The organism is Mesorhizobium sp. B283B1A (assembly GCF_020165735.1).
GTDB lineage: Bacteria > Pseudomonadota > Alphaproteobacteria > Rhizobiales > Rhizobiaceae > Mesorhizobium > Mesorhizobium opportunistum.
This window is the reverse complement of the sequence record NZ_JAIUIQ010000021.1, coordinates 31015-53371: the sequence shown is the minus strand read 5'-3', so window position 1 is coordinate 53371 and position 22357 is coordinate 31015. Positions and strand designations below refer to the sequence as shown.

21 protein-coding genes are annotated in these 22357 nt (G+C 63.1%); 17 read left to right on the top strand and 4 right to left on the bottom strand.

The window, feature by feature from the left end:
• Positions 1-14 precede the first annotated feature (14 nt).
• From LB577_RS19115 to LB577_RS19035, 17 genes are all read left to right on the top strand, one after another.
• On the top strand, positions 15-935 hold the full coding sequence (locus LB577_RS19115) for a carbohydrate ABC transporter permease (RefSeq protein ID WP_224687884.1): 921 nt from the start codon (positions 15-17) through the stop codon (positions 933-935).
• Positions 932-1837, top strand: coding sequence for a carbohydrate ABC transporter permease (locus LB577_RS19110; protein WP_224687883.1), 906 nt, complete (start codon positions 932-934; stop codon positions 1835-1837). Before LB577_RS19115 ends, LB577_RS19110 begins: the two co-directional genes overlap by 4 nt.
• Before the next feature lie 24 nt (positions 1838-1861).
• Positions 1862-4003: a beta-galactosidase gene (locus LB577_RS19105; RefSeq protein ID WP_224687882.1), complete on the top strand. Its 2142-nt coding sequence runs from the start codon at positions 1862-1864 to the stop codon at positions 4001-4003.
• A 1156-nt stretch (positions 4004-5159) separates the two neighbouring features.
• Complete coding sequence (gene pqqB / locus LB577_RS19100) at positions 5160-6098, top strand: pyrroloquinoline quinone biosynthesis protein PqqB (protein WP_224687881.1); 939 nt, start codon at positions 5160-5162, stop codon at positions 6096-6098.
• Positions 6095-6853: a pyrroloquinoline-quinone synthase PqqC gene (gene pqqC / locus LB577_RS19095; RefSeq protein ID WP_224687880.1), complete on the top strand. Its 759-nt coding sequence runs from the start codon at positions 6095-6097 to the stop codon at positions 6851-6853. Before pqqB ends, pqqC begins: the two co-directional genes overlap by 4 nt.
• Complete coding sequence (pqqD, locus tag LB577_RS19090; RefSeq protein ID WP_224687879.1) at positions 6850-7146, top strand: pyrroloquinoline quinone biosynthesis peptide chaperone PqqD; 297 nt, start codon at positions 6850-6852, stop codon at positions 7144-7146. The genes pqqC and pqqD overlap by 4 nt, the downstream gene beginning before the upstream one ends.
• Positions 7143-8261 (top strand): pyrroloquinoline quinone biosynthesis protein PqqE, encoded by a 1119-nt coding sequence (gene pqqE / locus LB577_RS19085; RefSeq protein WP_224687878.1) that lies wholly within the window; start codon positions 7143-7145, stop codon positions 8259-8261. The genes pqqD and pqqE overlap by 4 nt, the downstream gene beginning before the upstream one ends.
• 733 nt (positions 8262-8994) lie before the next feature.
• Complete coding sequence (locus tag LB577_RS19080) at positions 8995-9717, top strand: heme-binding protein (RefSeq protein WP_224687941.1); 723 nt, start codon at positions 8995-8997, stop codon at positions 9715-9717.
• Positions 9714-11591: a methanol/ethanol family PQQ-dependent dehydrogenase gene (locus LB577_RS19075; RefSeq protein WP_224687877.1), complete on the top strand. Its 1878-nt coding sequence runs from the start codon at positions 9714-9716 to the stop codon at positions 11589-11591. Before LB577_RS19080 ends, LB577_RS19075 begins: the two co-directional genes overlap by 4 nt.
• Before the next feature lie 46 nt (positions 11592-11637).
• Positions 11638-12441 (top strand): substrate-binding domain-containing protein, encoded by an 804-nt coding sequence (locus LB577_RS19070; RefSeq protein ID WP_023767860.1) that lies wholly within the window; start codon positions 11638-11640, stop codon positions 12439-12441.
• Positions 12438-12971, top strand: coding sequence for a c-type cytochrome (locus LB577_RS19065; RefSeq protein ID WP_224687876.1), 534 nt, complete (start codon positions 12438-12440; stop codon positions 12969-12971). Before LB577_RS19070 ends, LB577_RS19065 begins: the two co-directional genes overlap by 4 nt.
• On the top strand, positions 12968-13981 hold the full coding sequence (gene coxB, locus LB577_RS19060; RefSeq protein WP_023767858.1) for a cytochrome c oxidase subunit II: 1014 nt from the start codon (positions 12968-12970) through the stop codon (positions 13979-13981). Before LB577_RS19065 ends, coxB begins: the two co-directional genes overlap by 4 nt.
• On the top strand, positions 13978-15951 hold the full coding sequence (gene ctaD, locus LB577_RS19055; protein WP_023767857.1) for a cytochrome c oxidase subunit I: 1974 nt from the start codon (positions 13978-13980) through the stop codon (positions 15949-15951). Before coxB ends, ctaD begins: the two co-directional genes overlap by 4 nt.
• Positions 15948-16553, top strand: a complete 606-nt coding sequence (locus LB577_RS19050; protein WP_023767856.1) for a heme-copper oxidase subunit III — start codon at positions 15948-15950, stop codon at positions 16551-16553. Before ctaD ends, LB577_RS19050 begins: the two co-directional genes overlap by 4 nt.
• Before the next feature lies 1 nt (position 16554).
• Positions 16555-16896 carry a hypothetical protein gene (locus LB577_RS19045; RefSeq protein WP_224687875.1) on the top strand — a complete coding sequence of 114 codons (342 nt, stop codon included), beginning with the start codon at positions 16555-16557 and terminating at the stop codon, positions 16894-16896.
• Positions 16893-17771 (top strand): cytochrome c oxidase assembly protein, encoded by an 879-nt coding sequence (locus tag LB577_RS19040; protein WP_224687874.1) that lies wholly within the window; start codon positions 16893-16895, stop codon positions 17769-17771. The genes LB577_RS19045 and LB577_RS19040 overlap by 4 nt, the downstream gene beginning before the upstream one ends.
• On the top strand, positions 17752-18168 hold the full coding sequence (locus LB577_RS19035; RefSeq protein WP_224687873.1) for a c-type cytochrome: 417 nt from the start codon (positions 17752-17754) through the stop codon (positions 18166-18168). Before LB577_RS19040 ends, LB577_RS19035 begins: the two co-directional genes overlap by 20 nt.
• On the opposite strand, the gene LB577_RS19030 is transcribed toward LB577_RS19035, so the two are convergent.
• The 4 genes from LB577_RS19030 to LB577_RS19015 are packed head-to-tail and all read right to left on the bottom strand — an operon-like array spanning position 18169 to position 21816.
• Positions 18169-18972: an ABC transporter permease gene (locus LB577_RS19030; RefSeq protein WP_224687872.1), complete on the bottom strand. Its 804-nt coding sequence runs from the start codon at positions 18970-18972 to the stop codon at positions 18169-18171.
• Positions 18969-19694, bottom strand: a complete 726-nt coding sequence (locus LB577_RS19025) for an ABC transporter ATP-binding protein (RefSeq protein ID WP_224687871.1) — start codon at positions 19692-19694, stop codon at positions 18969-18971. The genes LB577_RS19030 and LB577_RS19025 overlap by 4 nt, the downstream gene beginning before the upstream one ends.
• Positions 19691-20653: a PQQ-dependent catabolism-associated beta-propeller protein gene (locus tag LB577_RS19020; protein ID WP_224687870.1), complete on the bottom strand. Its 963-nt coding sequence runs from the start codon at positions 20651-20653 to the stop codon at positions 19691-19693. The genes LB577_RS19025 and LB577_RS19020 overlap by 4 nt, the downstream gene beginning before the upstream one ends.
• Positions 20641-21816, bottom strand: coding sequence for an ABC transporter substrate-binding protein (locus LB577_RS19015; protein ID WP_224687869.1), 1176 nt, complete (start codon positions 21814-21816; stop codon positions 20641-20643). Before LB577_RS19015 ends, LB577_RS19020 begins: the two co-directional genes overlap by 13 nt.
• Between the last annotated feature and the right edge of the window lie 541 nt (positions 21817-22357).

Sequence of the window (22357 nt, the reverse complement as noted above, 5' to 3'; positions counted from 1 at the left end):
GGGGGACCATGGCAATGTCGAATTGGCCAGCCGCAGCGATGCGCCCAACGCGATCGGGCGGTTTTACGTTACGAAAGCTCACGCCCTATCTGTTCCTGGCGCCCTTCGTGCTGCTGTTTATCGCCTTCATCGTCGCGCCGCTGGTCTATGCGTTCTATATGAGCCTCTACCGCGACACGCTGGTGGGCGGACGGCAATTCGCGGGTGCAGCCAGCTACATCAAGGTCACAGGCGACGCCAAATTCTGGGGCGGCGTGTGGAACCTCGTTCTGTTCGGCATCGTGCAGGTGCCGATCATGCTGGGCCTGGCACTGTTGTTCGCCATTGTGCTCGATCGTGGCCAGGTCTATGGCAAGGGCGTCTTCCGGCTCGGCTTCTTTCTCCCCTACGCTGTGCCGAGCGTGATCGCGACGATCATCTGGGGTTATCTCTACGGCCCCAACTTCGGCCCGTTCACGCAGATGGCCAAGGCGTTCAACCTGCCACCGCCGGACTTCCTATCGCCGGGCGTGATGATCTTCTCATTGGCCAATATGGTGACGTGGGAATATGTCGGCTACAATATGGTGATCTACTACGCCGCGCTGAAGGCGATCCCGTCCGACCTCGCGGAGGCCGCGCGGATCGATGGCGCCTCGCCCTGGCAATTTGCGCGGCTGATCCAGTTGCCGCTGCTGTGGCCGGCGATCCTGCTCACCATCATCTTTTCGATCAACGGCACACTGCAGCTGTTCAATGAGCCGTATTTGATGCGCTCGCTCGCCAGTAACACCATCAATTCGAGCTACACGCCGAACCTTTATGCCTATTCGCTGGCGACTCAGAACCAGCAGTATGGCTATGCGGCCGCCGTCTCGTTCGTGCTTGGCATCGTGATCGCCGGTGCCTCCTACATCTTCACCCTGATCGTCAACCGCCGTCGGCCAGAGCAATGATGACTGCGACCACCGACATTGCCACTTTCGAAGCTGCCAGACGCCGGCCCGGCGAACGGCGGCGCTCTCGGATCATCCTCACGCTGCTGCTGTCATTGTTCCTCGTCTATAGCTTCGTGCCGCTGGTCTATCTGGTCCTATCGGCAACGAAGACGAACGGCGACCTGTTCACCACGTTCGGCTTCGGCTTCGGCACCGAGTTCAACCTCTGGCAGAATCTGAGTGATCTGTTCAGCCGCGACAATGGCATCTTCTCGCGCTGGATGTTCAACAGCGTGCTCTATTCGAGCGTCGCCGGGCTCGGTGCCGCGATCTTTTCTACTGCGGCAGGCTATGCGTTCGCCAAGTTCAAGTTCCGCGGGCGAAATCTGACCTTTGGGCTCGTGCTGGGCGCGGTGTTTGTCCCGCAGACGGCCCTCGTCGTGCCGATCTTCCTGCTGCTGGCACTGTCGGGTCTCAGCGACAATCCGCTGGGTGTGATCCTGCCCTCGATGATCTCGCCGATCGGCGTCTATCTGATGCGCGTCTATATCGAGCAGGGCGTCGACGACGAACTGCTCGACGCAGCGCGTCTCGATGGCGCCAGCGAGTTCGTGATCTTCCGTGCCATCGTGCTGCGGCTGGTGGCGCCGGGCATGGTGACCGTGGCGCTGCTCTCGTTCGTCGGGACCTGGAACAATTACTTCCTGCCGCTGATCGTGCTGCGCTCGCCGGAGTATCAGCCGATCACGGTGGGCCTTGCGAGCTGGTATCAGCTCGCGCAGCAGGGCGGTGGCGGCGGACAGGTGCTGTTCTCGATCATCATCACCGGCGCGCTGGTCAGCATCATCCCGGTCATCGTGGTGTTCCTGCTGCTGCAGCGGTTCTGGCAGGGCGGCCTCACCGCCGGCGCCGTCAAATAGACTATCGCCTGGAGTTTTCCGATTATGACGACTACCTCGAAATCCGCGCCTCTCTCTGTCTGGCGGCCGATCGCGACCGACACTTTCCTCGTCGGTACCCCGCATTACCCGGAGCATGTCGATGAGAGCTATTGGCAGCGCGACGCCGACCGCATGGCAGCCGCGGGCTTCAACGCGGTGCGACTTGCCGAATTCGCTTGGCATATTATCGAGCCGCATGAGGGGACGTTCGACTTCGATTTGTTCGACCACGCCATAGATCTGCTGGGCAAGGCTGGCATCAAGACCATTATGTGCACGCCGACGGCGACGCCACCGCGCTGGCTGACGGCGCGTTATCCCGAAGTGTTGCGCGTCGATGCCAATGGCCGCGCCATGAGCCATGGCTCGCGCCAGCACGCCAATCTTGCGAGCGGAGTGTTCCGCGAGCATTCGAAGCGCATCACTAAAGCGATGGCCGAGCATTATCGCGGCAATTCGCACATCATCGGCTGGCAGACGGACAATGAGCTCAATACCTCTGGATCGCTGTCCTACGGGGCGGTGACCCTGGCCGAGTTCCAGGCCTTCCTCAAGGACAAGTACAAGACCATCGCCGCGCTCAACGTTGCGTGGGGCGGGCATTTCTGGGCCACCGCCTACGACGATTTCGATCAAGTGGTGCTGCCGCTCGACTACGCCCCTGCGCCGGTCGGGCCGACCCATGTGGTCGACTATCACCGCTTCCTCGCCTTCGTCACGGCGCGGTTCCAGCACGATCAGGTGCTGATCCTGCGCGCCACCAATCCAGACTGGTTCGTCTTCCACAATCTGGGGCGGATCGATGACATCGACTTCCGCGGCGAGTTCTCGACCGATCTCGATTTTCTCGGCTTCGACATCTACCCGCATCTCGATGACGAGATGCAGCGGGTCGGCAGCGTCGGCGAGGCGCAGGCGCTGCGTCTCGACATCTGCCGCGGCTTCACCGGCAACTTCATCGTGCCAGAGCAGCAATCGGGCTTCGGTGCGCAGCCGAACTTCTCGACGCTGACGCCCGAACCCGGCGAGATGCGCCGCATGGCCTATACGTCAGTGGCGCGCGGCGCCGATGGCGTGATGTTCTTCCGCTGGCGGCCGGCGCATTTCGGCGCCGAGATCTATTGGATGGGCATCATCGATCACGACGACATCCCGCGGCGGCGCTATGACGAGGCCAAGCAGTTTGCGGGAGAGGTCACGGCGCTCAAGGACAAGATCCTCGGCACGCATGTGCGCATGGATTTGGGCATCGCCGGATCGGATTTCGACAATCAGGAGATGCACCGCTCCTGCCCCATCGGCATGCCGAGCCCGCAGGACGATGCGACGCTGCTGCATCGCTATTGCTACCGCCACAACATCGCCTGCGGCTTCATCCATCCCGAGGATGATCTCAGCAAGCTCAAGGCGCTCTACGTGCCGCATTGGCTGAAATGGACCGATGCATGGACGGCGCGGGTCGAGGCCTTCGCTAAGGCGGGCGGAACGGTAATCCTGGGCGGCCGCACCGGATCACGCGACGTTAACAACCACGTCATCCGCGACACCTCGCCGGGCAAGACGCTCTCGGCGCTGGCCGGGATCACGGTCGAGGAGTTCGGGTTGCTGACGCCGATCGGCGGCGAGGGCCTGTTCGAGCATGGCGGCCGCTTCGGCGCCAACACGGTGCGCAAGAAGCTGCCGGCGACGTCGGCGAGCCGCCAATACGAGCTCAAGATCGGGAATGCGCAGGTGACGGCGGCGCATCTTTATGAGCTGCTTAACGTCGCGCCCGGCACGGAGGTTATCGGCAGCTGGGCCAGCCGCTTCGCCGAGGGCCACGCCGCAATGACTTCGCGCAAAGTCGGCAAGGGCAATGTGATCTACCTCGGCACGTACCTCAGCGATGCTCTGGTCGAGGTGCTGGCCGATCAGGTGCTGTCGCACGCCGGTATCGTGCCGCTCATCGCCGACATGCCGGCCGGCGTCGAAGCGACAATCCGCGAGAGCAAGGACCGCCGCCTGCTGTTCATCCTCAACACGCTGGGCGAGCCGGCAAGCATCGGCAATGTCCCCGCTGGCAAGGATTTGCTCGGCGATGGCAAAGTACGCGGCGGTAAGCGGTCGCTCCCGGCCTATGGCTGCAGCATCATCGAACTCGACTAGGGATGTTGTCGAAGTCCTTCAAGCTCCAACGCCAAGGCCTTCAGGCTGCGTGTCAGCGTCTCCCTGTCCATGCCTGCATTCAATCCTTCGAATGCTATCACGGCGAGCGCCGTGGTCCGACGCTGCGCGTCACGCGTTCTCAGTGCTCCAAGCCATATGCGCAAAGGGCACCAAGGTGTACGACTTGCCCGGCAGGGATTCGCATCTGGAAGAAGAATCCCGAGTCTTCGCGCCATAGATACATCGCCCGCTCCAGGTGTACGTTTTAGGCGTACGTTTCTGGACAAGACGCGGCAATTGTGAAACAAAATCAAATATTTAGCAATAGTTGGCCCGGAGGACGTATCCGGGTGATTGGCTTTATTGGGTTTTTCGCGGGCCAAGATCAGAAGTCTTCCCGTATTGTTCCGTGTCGTCTGGCCACCGATTGGCGACTGGATGAAGAATTCGTCTGGAAGCAAGCCTGAACCCGCAACCAGCGTGGTCCGGCCAGCTTAGACGCCGCGGTCGCGGCCAAAAATGAATGCCATAGGCGATTGGTCGGCGAATTCCGCTTCGCCTTCAGCCGCTATGTCTCCGGCGCCGACCGGGTTTGGCGTCCGCCAGGTGCCCGAGGCATCGATAGCAGCAAGGGCGCTGGCGCGCCTTCGGCGTGTGCGGCGCGGCCAAATTCGCCACCATCCGCGTCCTTTGACCATATCCCGGAATTGCGCGCTCTTCATCGCTTTTCATCCGACAGCCTCGTCAGATGGACGGCAACAACACCCAAGATGGGCGTAAGGCAAAGCTGATTGCCTTGTCCGCCCCTCCTCCGAGATCGACCTTTCCCGGGTCGTGCAAGGAACAAAGCCGGCCTGTGGCTGGTTATACCAAGGCGCGAGCAGAAGCCGCTCAACAGGAGAGAGCAATGAAAAAGAACTGGAAGAAGCCGACCATGTGCCAGGTTGCAGCGGGCTTCGAAATTTCGCGGTATCTGCCGGCTGAAATCCCGCCCAGGGAATAAGCAGCAAACGTGCAGGTTCCTCTCAACAGGTGCATGCGCCTCCGTGCCGTGTGAGGACTTCGCGACAGGCTATCGCGCGGAAAACGCGGACAGGAAACCGTTTGTCGCGGAGAACTGGCTGCCGGTCAAATGGACTGCGGAGCAGGCATCGCCATGCGCGTGAAGATTATCGGGTCTGCGGCGGGGGGCGGCTTTCCGCAGTGGAACTGCAACTATCACCTGAGCCGTGTGGCTCGCGCCGCGATGGCCGGCGTGCGGTCGCGAACCCAATCAAGCCTTGCCGCATCAGTGAATGGGGTTGACTGGGTTCTCTTCAACGCCTCCCCGGACATTCGCCAGCAGATTGCACAAACGGCCGAACTGCAACCCGCAGCCGACGCACCGCTGCGCTCGACTCCAATCCGGGCGGTGGTGCTGACCAATGCCGATGTCGACCATATCGCCGGCCTACTCAGCCTGCGCGAACGACAGCCTTTCGCTGTCTATGCGACCGCAGAGGTGCTGGCGACGCTGGAGGCGAATTCGATTTTCAACGTTCTCGATCCGGCGATCGTGCCGCGGCGTCTCCTGGCGGCCGAAGAGCAAGTTGTGCTCTGCGACGCCCACGGCCATGAGACCGCCATGGTCCTCGAGAGCTTTCCCGTGCCCGGGAAGATCGCGCTCTATCTCGAGGACAGAGCCCATCCAGACGCCGATTACAGCTCAGACGCCTGCGACACGATCGGAGTCCGGATCACCTGGGCCGGCAGTCGCGGCGCCATCGTCTACATCCCGGGCTGCGCGCGCGTCGATGCCGCCTTGCGCGAGCACCTGGCCGATGCCGCCTGCCTACTGTTCGACGGCACCGTCTACACAGACGACGAGATGATCACTGCCGGCGTCGGCCAGAAAACCGGTACGCGGATGGGGCACATAGCAATGTCTGGGGAAGCAGGTTCGATCGCCGGTCTCGCCGATGTGAAGATCGGCCGCCGGATCTTCGTCCATATCAACAACACCAATCCTGTCCTCGATGAGAATTCCGCCGAACACGCGGCAGTCACGGCGGCTGGCTGGGAAGTCGCCTACGACGGGATGGAGATGGAATTTTGAGCCATTTCCGCAACGCGACCAGAGGTGGCCTGTCCAAGAGCGAACTCGAGGCCGTGCTGCGGCAGGTCGGTGCCGAGCGCTATCACATCCATCATCCGTTCCATCACAGGATGACCAGTGGCGCCCTGTCGAAGTGGGAAATGCAGGCCTGGGCGCTGAACCGATACTGTTATCAGGCCGTCATTCCGCGCAAGGACGCCATGATCCTGGCTCATGCCGAGGACCCGGCGTTTCGCGCCGCCTGGCGCAAGCGGATCGAGGACCACGACGGCGAGGACGGCTGGAGCGGCGGCATCGCGCGTTGGCTGTATCTAGCCACCTCGCTCGGGCTCGATACAGAAACCGTTAGGAGCGAAAGGCTGGCGCTGCCGGCGACCCGCTTCGCCGTCGGCGCCTATCTTTCTTTCTGCACGAACCGCACGCTGCTCGAGGCGGTCGCCTCCTCGCTGACGGAGATGTTCTCGCCGACCATCATTGACGAGCGGGTGTCGGCGATGCTGGCCAGATACGATTACATCACCGAGGACACGGTGGCCTATTTCAGCCGGCGGCCAGAACAGGCATCGCGCGATGCCGACTTCGCCCTCGCCTACGTCCTCGATCATGCCGACACGGCGGAGCGCCAGCAGCAGGCGATCGATGCGCTGGTTTTCAAATGCGACATACTCTGGGCCATGCTCGATGCGCTTCAACATGCCTATGGCGAACCGGGAAACCTACCGCCAGGCGCCTTCCGCCCGGGGGCGGCCAGATGATGGCGCAGCGCGAAAGAGCCGTGGTGTCGCTGCGATCGGCGCCGTCGCTGCCGAGGCACGTGCGCATACAATACGATTCCGTGCGGCAGGCCTTCGCCGTGCTTTCGCCGGAGAAGGTGTTCTGGCCGAACGAGATCAGCCTTGACATATTGCGTCGCTGCAATGGTCAGTCGACGGTCGGCCACATCATCGCCGATCTTGCCGCCGAATATGACGCCGAGGAGGAGGCCGTGGCGGCCGACGTCATCGCCTTCCTGCAGGAATGGACGGACAAGTTGCTGGTGAAGTTATGAGCGAGTCCCTCCTGCCTCCGATCGGAATGCTTGCGGAATTGACACATCGCTGCCCGCTGCAGTGCCCTTATTGCTCCAATCCGCTTGAACTGCTGAAGGCAAACCGCGAGCTTGATACGCAGACTTGGCTCGATCTCTTCTCGCAGACCGCCGATCTCGGCGTCCTCCAGGTGCACCTTTCCGGGGGCGAGCCGACGCTTCGACGCGACCTCGAGCAACTGATCGCCGGACTTTCGGCGCGCGGCGTGTACACCAACCTCATAACTGCCGGCGTCGGCCTTGCCGAGGGCCGCATCGAGGCTTTTGCCGAAGCCGGGCTCGACCACCTACAACTGAGCTTTCAGGGTGCCCGGCCGGCGACCACCGACCTTATCGGCAACCACCGGGGTAGCCATGAAAAAAAGCTGGAGGCGGCACGCCGCGCCCGCGCGGCCGGCCTGCCGCTCACAATCAACGCGCCGATCCATCGTCACAACATCGAGGAAGTGCCGGAATTCATCGATATGGCTCTTTCATTGGGCGCCGAGCGGCTCGAGATCGCCAACGTCCAGTATGCCGGCTGGGCGCTGGCCAATCGCAATGTGCTGATGCCCGAACGTGCCGCGGTCGACCGACAGGCGAAGATCGTCGCGGCGGCGCAGGAGCGGCTTGCCGGCGTCATCAACATCGATTTCGTCCCGCCGGATTATTTCGCCATCTATCCCAAGCCATGCATGGGCGGCTGGGCGCGCGACGCCTTCATAGTGGCTCCTGACGGCACCGTGCTGCCGTGCCATGCCGCGCAGACGATTCCTTCGCTACGCTTCGAGCGCTTCGGAGAGCGCACGCTTGCCGAAATCTGGGCCGATTCAGCGGCCTTCAATGCCTTCCGCGGCAGCGGGTGGATGCAGGAGCCGTGTCGAAGCTGCGAGCGCCGCGACGTCGACTGGGGCGGCTGTAGGTGTCAGGCGATGGCGATTGCCGGTGACGCCGCAGCTGCCGATCCGGCCTGCATCAAGTCGCCGATTCACGAGCGACTGGCCATGCTTATCGCCGGAACAGGCCGCGCGGCGGAAACTGCTGCCGCGGAGGAAGCCTTCATCTATCGCCGAATAGGCGTGGCCGACGTAGCCTGAACCATTTTACGCTGAATCGCGAGCCGAGCCAAAGCTGGAGCCGAACTGCCGGATCATGCCCGTGCCAATAAACACTGCGTCAGTTCGCCTGCCGAAAGCGGACGGTTAACCCCGATCCGCCAGACTGCAGGTTGCTCGCGCGATCAGAGGCAATGGCAGGTCCTTACAAGAAAGAACACGCCGACCCCGTACGGCACGACCAGCAACCCCAGAGCAATCCAGTAGCCGGGCTGGAGCATGGCCGCGAAATCTGAACGAAGCTGTTCCATCGAGAACCGAACGACGCGGTCGTGTGGTTGTTCCAAGCGGGTCCAGACAAACGCTTTGTCAATTGTGCCGGCAAATGGAACACGTTTTGGGCTTCGGTTTGAGGCAACATCGACTGCAACGAAGACGTTGGGCGGCCCCTTTAAAGCCAGAGCGGCCAACAGCAGCCCAAACTCTGCTGACTGGCCGCGGTTTGAACTGTGCGTAGCTACGGTCGTCGCGACATGTGCGTCCGGTCAGCGAAACGGCCCGACCCAGCGACCGTTTTCTGATTCAGCTCCGCCCAATCCGTTTCAGGATTTACTCGCCGCAGCCGGCGGAATGGTCGGTTACAAACTTTTTCGCATCGAGGAACAAAGGAACCGACTACCAGTTGGGATGATGTTCAACAACATGCATCGAGGCCATGGCACATCGTCGGTTCTCGCCACTAACTCTTGGTTTCCTGGCTTTGGCGTTCGGCTCGATGCCGCAAGGTGCTGCTTGGGCGCAGGCGCCTTGCCCTTCCGATCACGACAGGCTGCTCTCGGCGTTGAAGGCCAACGTAAAGGCGAGCGGCGGCCCGGCAAATGGCGGCTTCGAGACCAACGAATGGGCGGCGATCGTCGCCCGCGACGGTATAGTCTGCGCCATTGCCTTCAGCGGGCCCGCGGTCGATGCGCAGTGGCCCGGCAGCAGGTTGATCGCGGCTGAGAAGGCCAACACAGCCAATGGCCTCAGCTTGGCTAACATGGCCCTGTCCACCTCCAACCTTTATGCCGGGGTGCAGCCAGGGGGTCCGCTGTTCGGCTTACAGTTCACCAATCCCCCCAATCAAGCCGCGGCCTTTGCCGGCGACGCCAAGAGGTTCGGCAGCGCCAACGACCCGCTGATCGGCAAGTCGATCGGAGGCGTGGTGGTGTTTGGCGGCGGCCTAGCCCTTTACGACGGCAAGGGAATTGTGGGCGGCCTCGGCGTCAGCGGCGATTCTTCCTGCGCCGACCACAATGTCGCCTGGCGCGTCCGCGCGGGCCTCGGCCTCGACAAGGTTCCGGCCGGTGTCAATCCCAATCGCAAGGACGCCATTATCTACGATCTCAACCCCGGCGGGAAAAGCGCTTCCGGCTGGGGTCATCCGCTGTGTGCCGGGCACGAGGCCGACATAGCGGATGAACTGGGCGCCGGCGTCGGTGGTTCGACGCCAAAATGACGCAAGCAGCGCAATCGGCAAGACCCTGCGCTCACGCGGCACCTATCAAGCGCTCGGCGGCACCCCGGAAATATTCTGAGGGAATTCTTGCGGTGCTGCTGCTGGCCTGCGCTCCCTTGGTGACAGCCGCCTCGGACGCTCCGCCGTCGCCAACTATCTCGCCGCCCGCCGCGGCCGCACCGCCCGACGATGGGCAATGGACTATGCCCGCCAAGAATTATGCCTCGACCCGCTACAGCGAACTCGCCGAAATCAACGAAGGCAACGCCAAGAACCTTCAGGTGGCCTTCACTTTTTCGACCGGGGTGAACAAAGGCCAGGAAGCGGCGCCGCTTGTCGTCGGCAGCACCATGTACATCGTGACGCCGTTTCCCAACATCGTCTACGCGCTCGACCTCTCGAAGCCCGGCGCGCCGATGAAATGGAAGTACGAGCCCAATCCCGAGCCCGCCGCGCAAGGGGTTGCCTGTTGCGATGTCGTCAATCGCGGCGCGGCTTTCGCCGACGGGCGCATCTTCTTCAATACGCTCGACGGCCATACCATCGCGCTCGATGTTAATAGTGGCCAGCCAATCTGGAACGCCCATATCGGCAACATCAATATCGGCGAGACCATCACCATGGCGCCGCTGGTGGTGAAAGGCAAAGTTCTGGTCGGCAATTCCGGCGGCGAGATGGGCGTTCGCGGCTGGGTCAAGGCGCTCGACGCCGGCGACGGTCATGTCGTCTGGACGGCTTACAATACCGGCCCCGACAAGGATGTGCTGATCGGGCCGGACTTCAAACCGCATTACGACATGGACAAAGGCAAGGATCTTGGCGTCACGACATGGCCGCCAGAAGCATGGAAGATCGGCGGCGGCAACATGTGGGGCTGGATCTCCTACGACCCCGATCTCAACCTGATCTTCCACGGCACCGGCAATCCCGGGCCTTGGAATCCGGATCTGCGGCCCGGCGACAACAAATGGACATCAGGCATTTTTGCCCGAGATCCCGATACCGGAGCGGCGAAATGGTTCTATCAGTGGAGCCCGCACGACCTGCACGACTATGACGGCATCAACGAACAGGTCCTGCTCGACATGAGCTGGCAGGGCAAGCCGCGCAAGGTGCTGGTCCGGCCGGAGCGCAATGGCTATCTCTACGTCCTCGACCGGACCACCGGTGAGGTCTTGTCTGCAAAACCCTATGGCCCTGTCAATTCCAGCAAGGGCGTCGATCTCAAAACCGGGAAGTTGGCGGAAAACCCGGACAAGAAGACCGGCACTGGTAAGGTCGTCCGCGACATCTGCCCAACTGCCTCGGGCCTCAAGGATTGGCAGCCCTCCGCCTTCTCGCCGAAAACCGGCCTGCTCTACATCCCGCACAACAATCTGTGCATGGACGAAGAAGGCGTAGAGGTGAACTACATCGCCGGCACGCCCTACGTCGGAATGAACGTGCGCATGATCCCAGGCCCTGGCGGCAATCGCGGCGCCTTCACCGCTTGGGACATCGCCGCCGAGAAACCAGCCTGGAGCCTCAAGGAGAACTTCCCGGTATGGAGCGGCGCGGTGGTGACCGCCGGCGACGTGGTCTTCTATGGAACGATGGAAGGTTGGTTCAAGGCGGTGAGCGCGAAGACTGGTGACCTGCTTTGGCAGTTCAAGACCTCTTCGGGCATCATCGGTCAACCCATCACCTATCGTGGCCCGGACGGCCACCAATATGTCGCCATATTGTCCGGCGTCGGCGGTTGGGCCGGCGCGATCGTATCGGGCGATCTCGACCCGCGCGATGCCACCGCCGCGCTCGGCTTTGTCAATGCGATGAAGGACCTGAAGAACGCGACCACGGCGGGAGGCACGCTTTATGTGTTCCGTCTGCCCTGATGTATTCGGCTTGATCCACAGCGTGGCACGGAATGTATTCCCGCGGATGGCGCGCGGCATCACCGCGCTCGTCTTGCTGGTCTTACCAGCGACAGCCGGCACCCGCGAGCTCAGGGTCTGCGCCGACCCGAACAACCTGCCCTTTTCCAACGCGGCCGGTCAGGGCTTCGAGAACAGGATCGCGGAAATCATCGCCGGCGATCTCGGCGCCAAGCTGACCTACACCTGGTGGGCGCAGCGCCGCGGCTTTATCCGCAACACGCTGAAGGCAGGTCGCTGCGATCTCGTGCCCGGCACGCCGGCCAATCTGGAGATGCTGCGCACCACCGCGCCCTACTATCGTTCGTCTTATGTTTTTGTGACCCGCCAGAGCGGCCCGGATGTGACCTCCTTCAATGATCCGCGGCTGCGCGACCTGCGGATCGGTGTTCAGCTCATCGGCGACGACGGCGCCAACTCGCCGCCTGTCCAGGCGCTCGGCCGCCGCGGCATCGTCGGGCATCTCGTCGGCTACCCTGTCTATGGCGATTACTCCGCTCCCAATCCTCCGGCGCGCATCGTCGAGGCGGTGGCGAGCGGCGAAATCGACCTCGCGGTGGTCTGGGGTCCGCTCGCGGGCTATTTCGCCCAGAAGCAGAGGGTACCCCTCCGGATCACCCCTGTCACGCCTCGCATCGACGGACCGCAACTGCCGCTGATGTATGACATCTCGATGGGTGTTCGGCGCGAGGATGATGCGCTGCGCGGCGATGTGAACAGCGCGCTTGCCAGACACAAGGCCGAGATCGATGCGGTTCTGGCGCAATACGGCGTACCGCGTCTGGACATGCCCGGGAGTCCGGTGCGATGAGGCTGGCTCTGGCGATGGTGCTGCCCTTGACGATGGCCCTGGCCGCCTGCCAGCGTGAGGAGCGCGACACGCGGCCGCAATCGGCGCTCGGCTCAGGCGAGCAGCCGGCGCCTGTGACCACGCTGGAGCCGGGCGGCCAGCGACCCTCACCTTCCGAGAATAAGGCGGCGAGCTTCGAGGCCAACGCCTTCCACATGAGCGAGGGCAAACGCCTGTTCAGCTGGTTCAACTGCTCCGGCTGCCATGCCAATGGCGGCGGCGGCATGGGACCGGCCCTGATGGACGAGAAGTGGATCTATGGCAGCTCGATGGAAAGCATTCATGCCACCATCCGCGACGGCCGGCCGAACGGCATGCCGAGCTTCCGCGACAAGATCCCCGACGACCAGATATGGGAGCTTGCTGCCTTCGTTCGGTCGCTGGGCGGCAATGCACCCTCGTCCGCTGCGCCATCGCGCAATGACGACATGATGGTGCATCCCTCGGAAAACCGAATGCCGGACGCCGCCACGCTGGGGAAGTCGCCGTGAAGCGCCTCGTCTCGATGGCGTTCGCCACCGCCAGCGCTCTATTGCTCCAGGGATGCGCAGGCTGGCAATCGGCTCTCGACCCGAAAGGTCCAGCGGCGAGCGAGCTGGCATGGCTGATCTGGTTTTTCACCGGCCTCTGCGCGGTGGTGTGGGTGCTGGTGATGATCTCGGTTGCCGCGCCGTTGATGATGCGGTCGCGCGCGCAGGCGGAACCGCTTGCGATCGACGTCGGCGCGGACGGCCGGAAGCTTCGCGTGGTTCTGATCGCCGTCGCGCTGACCGCGGTGATACTGGTCGGGCTGACCTTGCTGAGCTTCTTCGCCAACAGGACGCTCGCCGCGATCGGCTCGGATGCAGCGCTGACCATTCGGGTCACGGGGCATCAATGGTGGTGGGAGGTGCGCTATGAGGATGCCACGCCGGGCCGCATCCTGACGACCGCGAACGAGATCCATATCCCTGCCGGCGAGCCGGTGAGGCTTCTTCTGACCTCGACCGATGTCATCCATTCCTTCTGGATCCCGAGCCTTTCCGGCAAGCTCGACCTCATTCCGGGCCACATGAACGTGCTCGACATCAAGGCCGACAAGCCCGGCGTCTATCGAGGCCAATGCGCCGAGTTCTGTGGCGCGCAGCACGCCAACATGGGCACCTTCATCATCGCCGAAACGCGTGAAAAGTTCGACGCGTGGTGGAACGACCAGTTGCAGCCGGCCGCGGCGCCGACCGATGCCGAGGCGAAAGCCGGCCAAGATCTGTTTCTGAGGCGCCCCTGCGTGATGTGCCACAGAATAGGCGGCACGCCGGCTGGAGGAACGGTCGCTCCCGATCTGACCCATATAGCCAGCCGGCAAACCCTGGCCGCCGGAACATTGACGATGAGCCGCGGCAATCTCGCCGCCTGGATAGCCGACCCGCAAGGTGTCAAGCCCGGATCCCATATGCCGGTGGTCGATCTTAGCGGCGACGAGCTCAACGCCATCGTGGCTTATCTCGAGGGTCTGAAATGAGCAGCGCCGATATCACAGGCGAGCGCGAAATCCCGGAGCCGGACACAGCGTCCAAGGGCGACATTGTTCCCGAACGCGACGGACCTCGCGACACCGGCATGGACGAAGCCAGCCTGCATCGCTGGCTGGCGCGGACATGGCGCACGCCTCCCGGCATCGTCGGGGCGCTGTCGAGCGTCGATCACAAGGTCATCGCACGGCGCTATCTGATCACCGCCTTCGTATTTCTGTGCCTGGGCGGGCTCAATGCCGTCGCCATGCGCATCCAGCTCTCAGGTCCCCGGCGCGGCCTGATCGGGCCGGACCTCTACAACCAGCTGTTCACAATGCACGGCGTTACGATGATGTTTCTGTTCGCTGTGCCAATCGTGCAGGCGACCGGCATCTATCTCGTGCCGCTGATGGTCGGCACCCGCAACATCGCGTTCCCTCGCCTGATCGCCTTCAGCTACTGGATCTACGTTTCGGGTGGCGCTTTCGCCTGGGTGTCTTTCGCGCTCAACATGGCGCCCGATGTCGGCTGGTTTGCTTACGTGCCGCTGTCCGGTCCCGAATTCGCACCGGGCAAGCGCGCTGACGTGTGGGCGCAGATGATCACCTATACCGAAGTGTCGTCACTGGCCGTCGCGGTGGCGACCATCGTCACAGTGTTCAAGCAGCGAGCCCCCGGCATGTCGCTGGACAAGATCCCGCTCTTTGTCTGGGCGATGCTAGTCACTTCCTTCGTCGTCGTCTTCGCGATGCCGGCGGTGATGATCACCTCCACGTTCCTGATCCTGGACCGTCTGGTCGGCACGCACATCTTCAACCCGGCGGAAGGTGGGGATGCTCTGCTGTTCCAACATCTCTTCTGGTTCTTTGGCCATCCGGAAGTCTACATCATCTTCCTGCCGGCCACTGGCATGGTCTCTTCAATTATCCCCGCCTTCGCTAGGCGGCCGACCTTCGGACACCTCGGGCTTGTCCTGTCGCTGATCGCGGTCGGCTTCCTGTCGTTCGGCCTTTGGGTTCATCACATGTTCGCCACCGGCTTGCCCAAGCTTGGCGCCAGCTTCTTCACCGCATCCAGCATGATGATCGCCATTCCGAACGGCGTGCAGATCTTCTGCTGGCTCGCGACACTGTGGGATGGCCGGCCGGTGATCCGGACGCCAATGCTGTTCGTCTTCGGTTTCTTCTTCATCTTCGTGATCGGGGGCCTAACCGGCGTGATGCTCGCCTCGGTGCCCTTGGATCTTCAGGTCCACGATACTTATTTCGTCGTCGCGCATTTCCACTACGTGCTGATTGGCGGCTCGGTGTTTCCGCTGCTTGGCGCGGCTTATTTCTGGTTCCCGAAGATCAGCGGCCGCATGATGAGCGAACGCCTCGGCCGCTGGCATTTCTGGCTGGCGTTTATCGGCTTTAATGCCACCTTTTTCCCGATGCATCTCGTCGGGCTGTGGGGCATGCCGCGCAGGGTTTACACCTATCCGGCCGAACTTGGTTGGGGAAACATCAACCTTTTCATCTCGGCCGGGGCGGTGCTCTTCTTCCTGAGCTTCGTCCTGTTCACTTTCAACCTTGCGCATGGCGCGCTGAAGGGCGCACCGGCCGGAAACAATCCCTGGGATGCCGGCACGTTGGAATGGGCGACGTCTTCGCCGCCGCCAAGCTATAATTTCGCGCGCATTCCGATTGTCACGCATGTCGAGCCGCTCTGGGCCGAGCGCGAAGCGCTGCCCGTGGCGACCGGGTTGCGGGTCGATGCACGCGAGCTTCTCATTTCGACTGTTGCCGAAGCCCATCCAGACATTCGCGAGAAATCGGCGACGCCGTCGATCTGGCCGCTGCTTGCGGCGCTCTCCGTCGGCGGTACATTTGTCTATTCGATATTTACGCCATGGGCAGTTGTCTGGGGCGCCGCACCGATCGCCATCACTTTGGTCGGATGGTTTTGGCCCAAGGGCGATCCGGAGGACGAGGAATGAACCAGCGCCCCGCCGCCGATATTTCCGGCCTGCCGACCTTTGGACATGGTCCGCGCAGCCCGACGTGGTGGGGCACGCTAGGCTTCATGGCACTCGAAGGCACCGGCTTCGCGCTGGCGGCAGGCGCTTATCTCTATCTCGCGACCCTGTGGCCCAACTGGCGTCTAAGCGCTCCGCAGCCCAACCATTGGCCGGGGACGATCGTGACGCTGCTCCTCATCCTCAGCCTGGTGCCGAACCACATCCTCAAACGTTACGCGAAGCAATGCGCGATCGGGCCGGTGCGGATCGGCATGGTGGTGATGTCGCTGCTCGGTCTGGCTCCGCTTGTCGTGCGCTGGTTCGAGTTTCCGGCGCTGAACATCTATTGGGACACCAATGCTTATGGATCGATGCTCTGGGTCCTCCTCGGGCTGCACACCACGCATCTCATAACCGATGTCGGCGACACCATCGTGCTGGCTGTGCTGATGTTCACGCGCCATGGCTATAGCGGCCGTCGCTTCGGCGATGTCGGCGACAATGTCTTCTACTGGGACTTCGTGGTCCTGACCTGGATTCCGATCTACCTGCTCATCTATTGGCTGCCGAGGCTAGGCTGAAATGCGTGCATTGCGTGTGGGAACGTCCTGGGGTGGCCTTCTGTCGGGCCCGCTGGCATGGGCACTCTCGACGCAACTGAATTATGCGCTGGTCCCCTGGCAGTGCAACCGGCAGGTCCCGGTAGTGCTTCCCTTGGCGCTGCTGCTCATCTTGTTTTCTCTGCTCGGCGGGGCGCTGTCCTGGCGGGCGAAGCGCCGAGGCGGTGCCGCTTTCAAGCCGGAGCGTACGGGCGGCACCGAACGGTTTGTCGCCAATCTCGGCATGCTATCGGCGCTGCTGTTTGCACTTGTCATCGTCATGCAAGGCAGCGCCGCGCTCGTCCTGGACGAGTGCCTGCGATGAACCTCGACGCGCTGTTCTCAACATCGATCTGCTATGGTGCCGGCGCGCCAGAAGCCGGATGGACGCTGGCACTGCCGATTACGCTGCCGCTTGCCGCCCTCGGTCTCGTCTATGTCGTGGGCGCGAGCCGGCTTTGGCGGCGCCGCCGCCGCGGCAGGACTTTGCGGCTGCGCCAGGCGCTGCTGTTCACGGCCGGATGGGGCGTGTTAACAGCCGCATTGGTCAGCCCCATTCACGCGCTCGGCGAGCAGGTGTTTGCGGCGCATATGATCGAGCATGAACTGCTGATGGCCCTGGCGGCGCCGCTGTTGGTCGCGGCCTGCCCGGCCGCGGCCTTGATGTGGGGCCTCCCCACCCGCTTCCGCCACATTCTGGGAATTGCCGGGCACGCCGGATGGTTGCAGGCGGTCTGGGCTTTCGCAACCCGGCCGCTCAGCGCGACCATTATTCACGGCGTCGCTATATGGATCTGGCACATTCCGACGGTGTTCGAGGCAGCGCTGGAGCGCGGCGTGCTGCACTATGCCCAGCACGCGAGCTTCCTTGGAACCGGCCTGCTGTTCTGGTGGGCGATCTTGCCGCGCTCCGGCCGTCAGCACAACTATGGCGGCGCGGTGATGCATCTCTTCGTCACCTCGCTGCACACTGGCCTGCTCGGCGTTCTCCTGTTGTTTTCGCCACGGCTCTGGTACCCGGAGAACGCCGTGGGGGCGGCGCTGTGGAATTTGAGCCCCCTCGAAGACCAGCAGCTTGCCGGGCTGGTGATGTGGGTGCCGGCCGGATTGATCTATGGCGGGGCGGCATTGCTGCTGGCCGGGCTGTGGATCAGGGCGAGCGGAAGGAGGGAGGCGGCGCATGCGCCCTGGCCTGTCTAAATTGCTTGCCACCGCCAGTGCCTTGCTGGTGCTGCTCACCGCGGCTGTTGCCGGGCTGACCTTGTGGTCCGATCGGGCCGCGCGCATCCGGCATGAGGCGGAGGCGGCTACAGGCGGTAACGTTGCGCGCGCTTTGCCGATCATGACCACGAACGGCTGCTCTGGCTGCCATACGATTACGGGGGTGCCGGGCGCGCAGGGGCAAGTCGGTCCTCGCCTCGATTCCAGCCTCGCCGACCGTGTCATAATCGGCGGCGTCCTGACTAACAATCCAGAGAACCTGGTCCGCTGGATACGATCGGCCAGGGACATCAATCCGCACACGGCCATGCCATCGACCAGGATTACGGAGCAGCAGGCGCGCGATATCGCGGCCTACCTCTATGCTCTGAAGTGACTAACCTCCGGGGCGCCGTGACCAAAGGCCGCGACCGGGGTCATAACCGAGCACGGCTGCCAGGAAGAATGCGAGCAGGCAGAAGAGAACGACGAGGGCTGAAACGGCATCGAAGCGCAGATATAGCGCAAAGCGGATCAACTCGACCGCGGAGCTGAACGGGTTCCAGGCGGCGATGGTTGCCAAGACCGGCCCCGCCTCGGCCAGACGCCATAGCGGATAGAGCGCTGTCGAGGCGAAGAACATTGGGAAGATCACGAAATTCATCACGCCGGCGAAGTTCTCCATCTGGGTCGAGATGGACGATACGAGCAATCCGAAGGCACCAAGCATCAGGCCGGACAGCAAAAGCGCTGGAAATACCGCCACGTAGCCGAGAGCAGGCGGCCGAACATCCCAATAGCGCGCAATAACCAGAAACAGATAAACCAGCGGCAGGCCGACGACGACGCTGGCCAGCAGCCGCGCGGCAAGCAGGTACCAGCGCGGCAACGGCGCCGTCAGCAACAGGCGCATACTGCCCATCTCGCGGTCGTAGACCATGGCCAGCGAGCTCGCCATGGCGTGGAAGAGCAGCATCATGGCCGCCAGGCCGGGCACGACATAGACATCGTAAAGAACGTAGGTCTGGTAGGGCGGCGTGATCGAGAGGCCCAGCACGGATCGGAAGCCGGCGGCGAAGATCGCTAGCCAGACCAGCGGCCGTACGATTGCCGAGAACAGACGACCGCGCTGCCTGAGCGTGCGCAGCGTTTCTCGCAGCACGATGCCCGTGAGTGCCCGCAACGCGTGATCCATCTTCATGGCGAGCCCGTCAGCGAGGCGAACGCCTCGGCCGTATTGGCCACTCCGAGAGCGGCAGCGAGGCGGTCGGCGCGGCCGCCCCAACGCACCCTTCCCTCGTGCAGAACCACGACGCGGTCGGCCGAGCTCACTTCTTCGAGGAAGTGCGTGGCCCAAAGCACGGCAATGCCACGGTCCCAGCAGAGGTCGCGCACATGCCGCTCGAGGGCGCGCCGGCCCGGCACATCAAGACCGGTGGTCGGCTCGTCGAGCAACAGAAGACGCGGCCGGTGCATCAACGCCCGTGCGATCTCGACACGCCGCCGCTGGCCGCCAGACAGAGCGCGAGCAGGATCGTCAATCCTGTCAGCCACTTCGAGCCGGCTGAGCTCCTCGACGGAACGCTCTTTGCTCAACGCCTTGGGAAGGCCATGCAGGGCAGCATGGTAGCGCAGGTTCTCGCCGGCTGTCAGGTCGAGGTCAAGCGTCGGCTCTTGGAAGACAACGCCCATTTCGGCAAGCGCAGTTGACGGGTTCGCGTTCATCGCGTGGCCGAAGACCAGGACCGACCCGGCGCGGGCGTGGTAGAGGCCGGTGATCAGCGAGAACAGTGTCGTCTTGCCGGCGCCGTTGCGTCCAAGCAGAATGCACATCCCGCCCTCCGGCACCGAAAACGAAATGTCATCCAGAACCCGCCGGCTTCCGAAACTGTGGCTAAGATGGTCGACCGACAAGGCGTTCATGGGCCGATCACCACGCCCCAGGGACCGCGGCCCACCGGCAGCGATTTCACCACTTCCTCGTTCTCGAGATCGATGAAGGAGATGTCGCCTGAATTGCCGTTTGCGCTGATCAGACGCTTCTGATCGGCGGAGAGCGCAACGTGCCATGGCCGTTGGCCAACCAGATAGAGCCGACGGACCGTCAGCGTCTTGACGTCCACTTCGGCCACCCTGTTGGCGGGTCCAAGCGCCACGTAGGCGGTCGCGCCCTCGCGGGAGATCTCCATGCCGACCGCCTGCACGCCTTCGCGTCGAATACCCGGCACGGCGAACTCGATCTTGCCAGTTTGCGCTCGAGTTGCCGTGTCGAAAACGGTGACGGTGCCCCGAATCTCCGACGAGACCCACAATTGCTTGCCGTCTGGCGTGAACACAGCCGCGCGCGGTCTGGTGTCGACCAGCAGATTGTCGACGAGTTCGAGGGTGGCTGCATCGATCAGATGGACCATGCTGGTGGTCTCCGACGTACAGGCGACATAGCGGCCATCAGCGCTGGCCGCCATCCCTTCCGGTTCCACGCCGACATCCACCGTGCCGATGACCTTGGCCGCGGCGATGTCCACCACCGACACCAGATTGTCGTTCTCGTTGGCCACGAACAGCCTCTTGCCGTCCGGATGGACCACGAAGAATTCCGGATCGGCTCCCGAGGGCAACTGCCCGACCACCCGACGTTTCGCGACGTCGACCACGTCGATGCGGTTGTCGTCACCTTCCGCGACGAACAGCAACTTGTTGTCGATCGAGAGCGCCAGTCCGCGCGGACGTCGGCCAACGTCGATCGTCGCCAGCAACGTCATCGTCGCGCCATCGACAACCGCGACGGCATTGTCCTGCTCATTGGACACATAGACGGTCTCGGCGGCGGCGGGAGCGGCAAGAGCGAGCGCCGCCAAAAGCAGCGCGATCAGAACTTGCATGTGCTCTCCTCCAGGTCGATGCCCAACGTGTCCAGCGGCGTGCGCTGGTGCAGGAAGCCCGGTTGGGGCGAGCTGGAAACCAGCAGGCGCGGCCCTGCGATGAAGATGGGCTGGCGCATCTGTCCGTCCCAGGCACGGAAACTGAGCCCCTGCCCCTTGAAGCCGGAGAGAAGAAACGCGTCGTCGCGTATGTATTGCGCGATCGCCGCGGGATCGAGACTGTGCAGGCGCGTCGCTGCCTCGCCAATGCTGCGCATCGCGAGCCAGGCGGCATAGTCGCTGGGCAGCATCCAGCGCCCGGCCTGCCTGTGGAAACGATCCTGCAGTTGGGTTGCGCCCCACTCCTCGCTGACCGGGCTCCAGCCGGTGGCGACCAGCCCTTGGGTGCCGGCGACGATCCTCGGCAGAGCAGTGCGCTCCTCCAGATAGGCGCCGAACTCATCCGCCTCGTCGGCGACCACGAGAACATCATAGTCGCTGACCTGCGTGACCGCGGGTATTTCGGTCTGCAGCGTGACATGCCCGGTATCGGCACGACCGTTGGCGGGCCTGAATGTCCACGGCTGATCGGTCGTAATCTCGGCTCCGAAGCGAGCCGCCGCCCGTCGAAAGGCGGCCGCCATCGCCTGGTCCCCGGGATGCGGCCCGACCAGCAGAAACCAGTGCTGCCAGCGTTTCCAAATCAGGTATTGCGCCAACGCATCGGCGAGCATGGCGCGGCTTGGTATCGTATGCAGCACGTTCCTGCGGCAATCGTCCTGGCGGAGCCGGTCATCCGGGGCGCGGCTGTTGAATAGCGTCATCCGCTCGGCGCCTGGGGCGGCGCTCGCCTGCAGCAACCGGTCGGCGTCGAGATCGGCGACGACGAAGCTGACGTTCGCGGCGGCGAACTCCTTGACGGCCTCGGCCGGAGCCTCGCCCGGCTTCAGGATCTTTTCCCGCAATCGGAATTGCTGGCCGAGAAACCGGCCGGTGCTGGCGTCGTCGGCAATGCCGAGCCGAGCGCCCTGCAGGCCTTCATCGGCAACGGCCTCATCCAGCGGCCCGAGCGGCAGAGGCGATTTGCGCTGTTCACCGAGATAACCGATCACCATCGTCGGCGGCTCGGCAAGTGTCGGAGCGGCTAGGGCAAGGAGCATGAGAAAAGCCAGCGCGATCTTCATTCGCGTTGGCCTTCCCGTCCGCACGGTTGGTCCGGAATAGTCGTCAGGCCCCGAGCGATCGCGGCCTGCCCATCTCCCGGCACGACAAGGTGGTGGCTCGCCGTTGACGCCATGGCCGCGAGAGGCCCGTCAAACGACTGCTCCTGGAAATTCGAAAGCAACACGAGCGCTCCGGTAACGCGGAGCAATACTAACCCCCTGGGCAAAGGAATGTTCCTGGATTCGAACGGCGTTCGTGCCGAGCCACGGCTTCGTGATAGCCGACCACTGGCTGAGCATCCCGCCCGCGGCACCGCGGCAGGCTCCGGGTTTAAGTCGATCCTCCGCCTGGCGCTGTCGCTATCGGCTCCACGCGCGTCAGAAAGGTCTCGGCGACTCGCGGAAGGTTGTCCTTCAGCCACTCGGCCATGGCTTGCTCCTTTGCGCAGGTACTGTTCACACACACGTGCAATCTCGCCCTCGCCCGCGGCATTGGAGCCGATGATGAGGATCGTATAGGACGCGATTCCATAGGTTCGAACGTGAAGCTCGCCAGAGACCT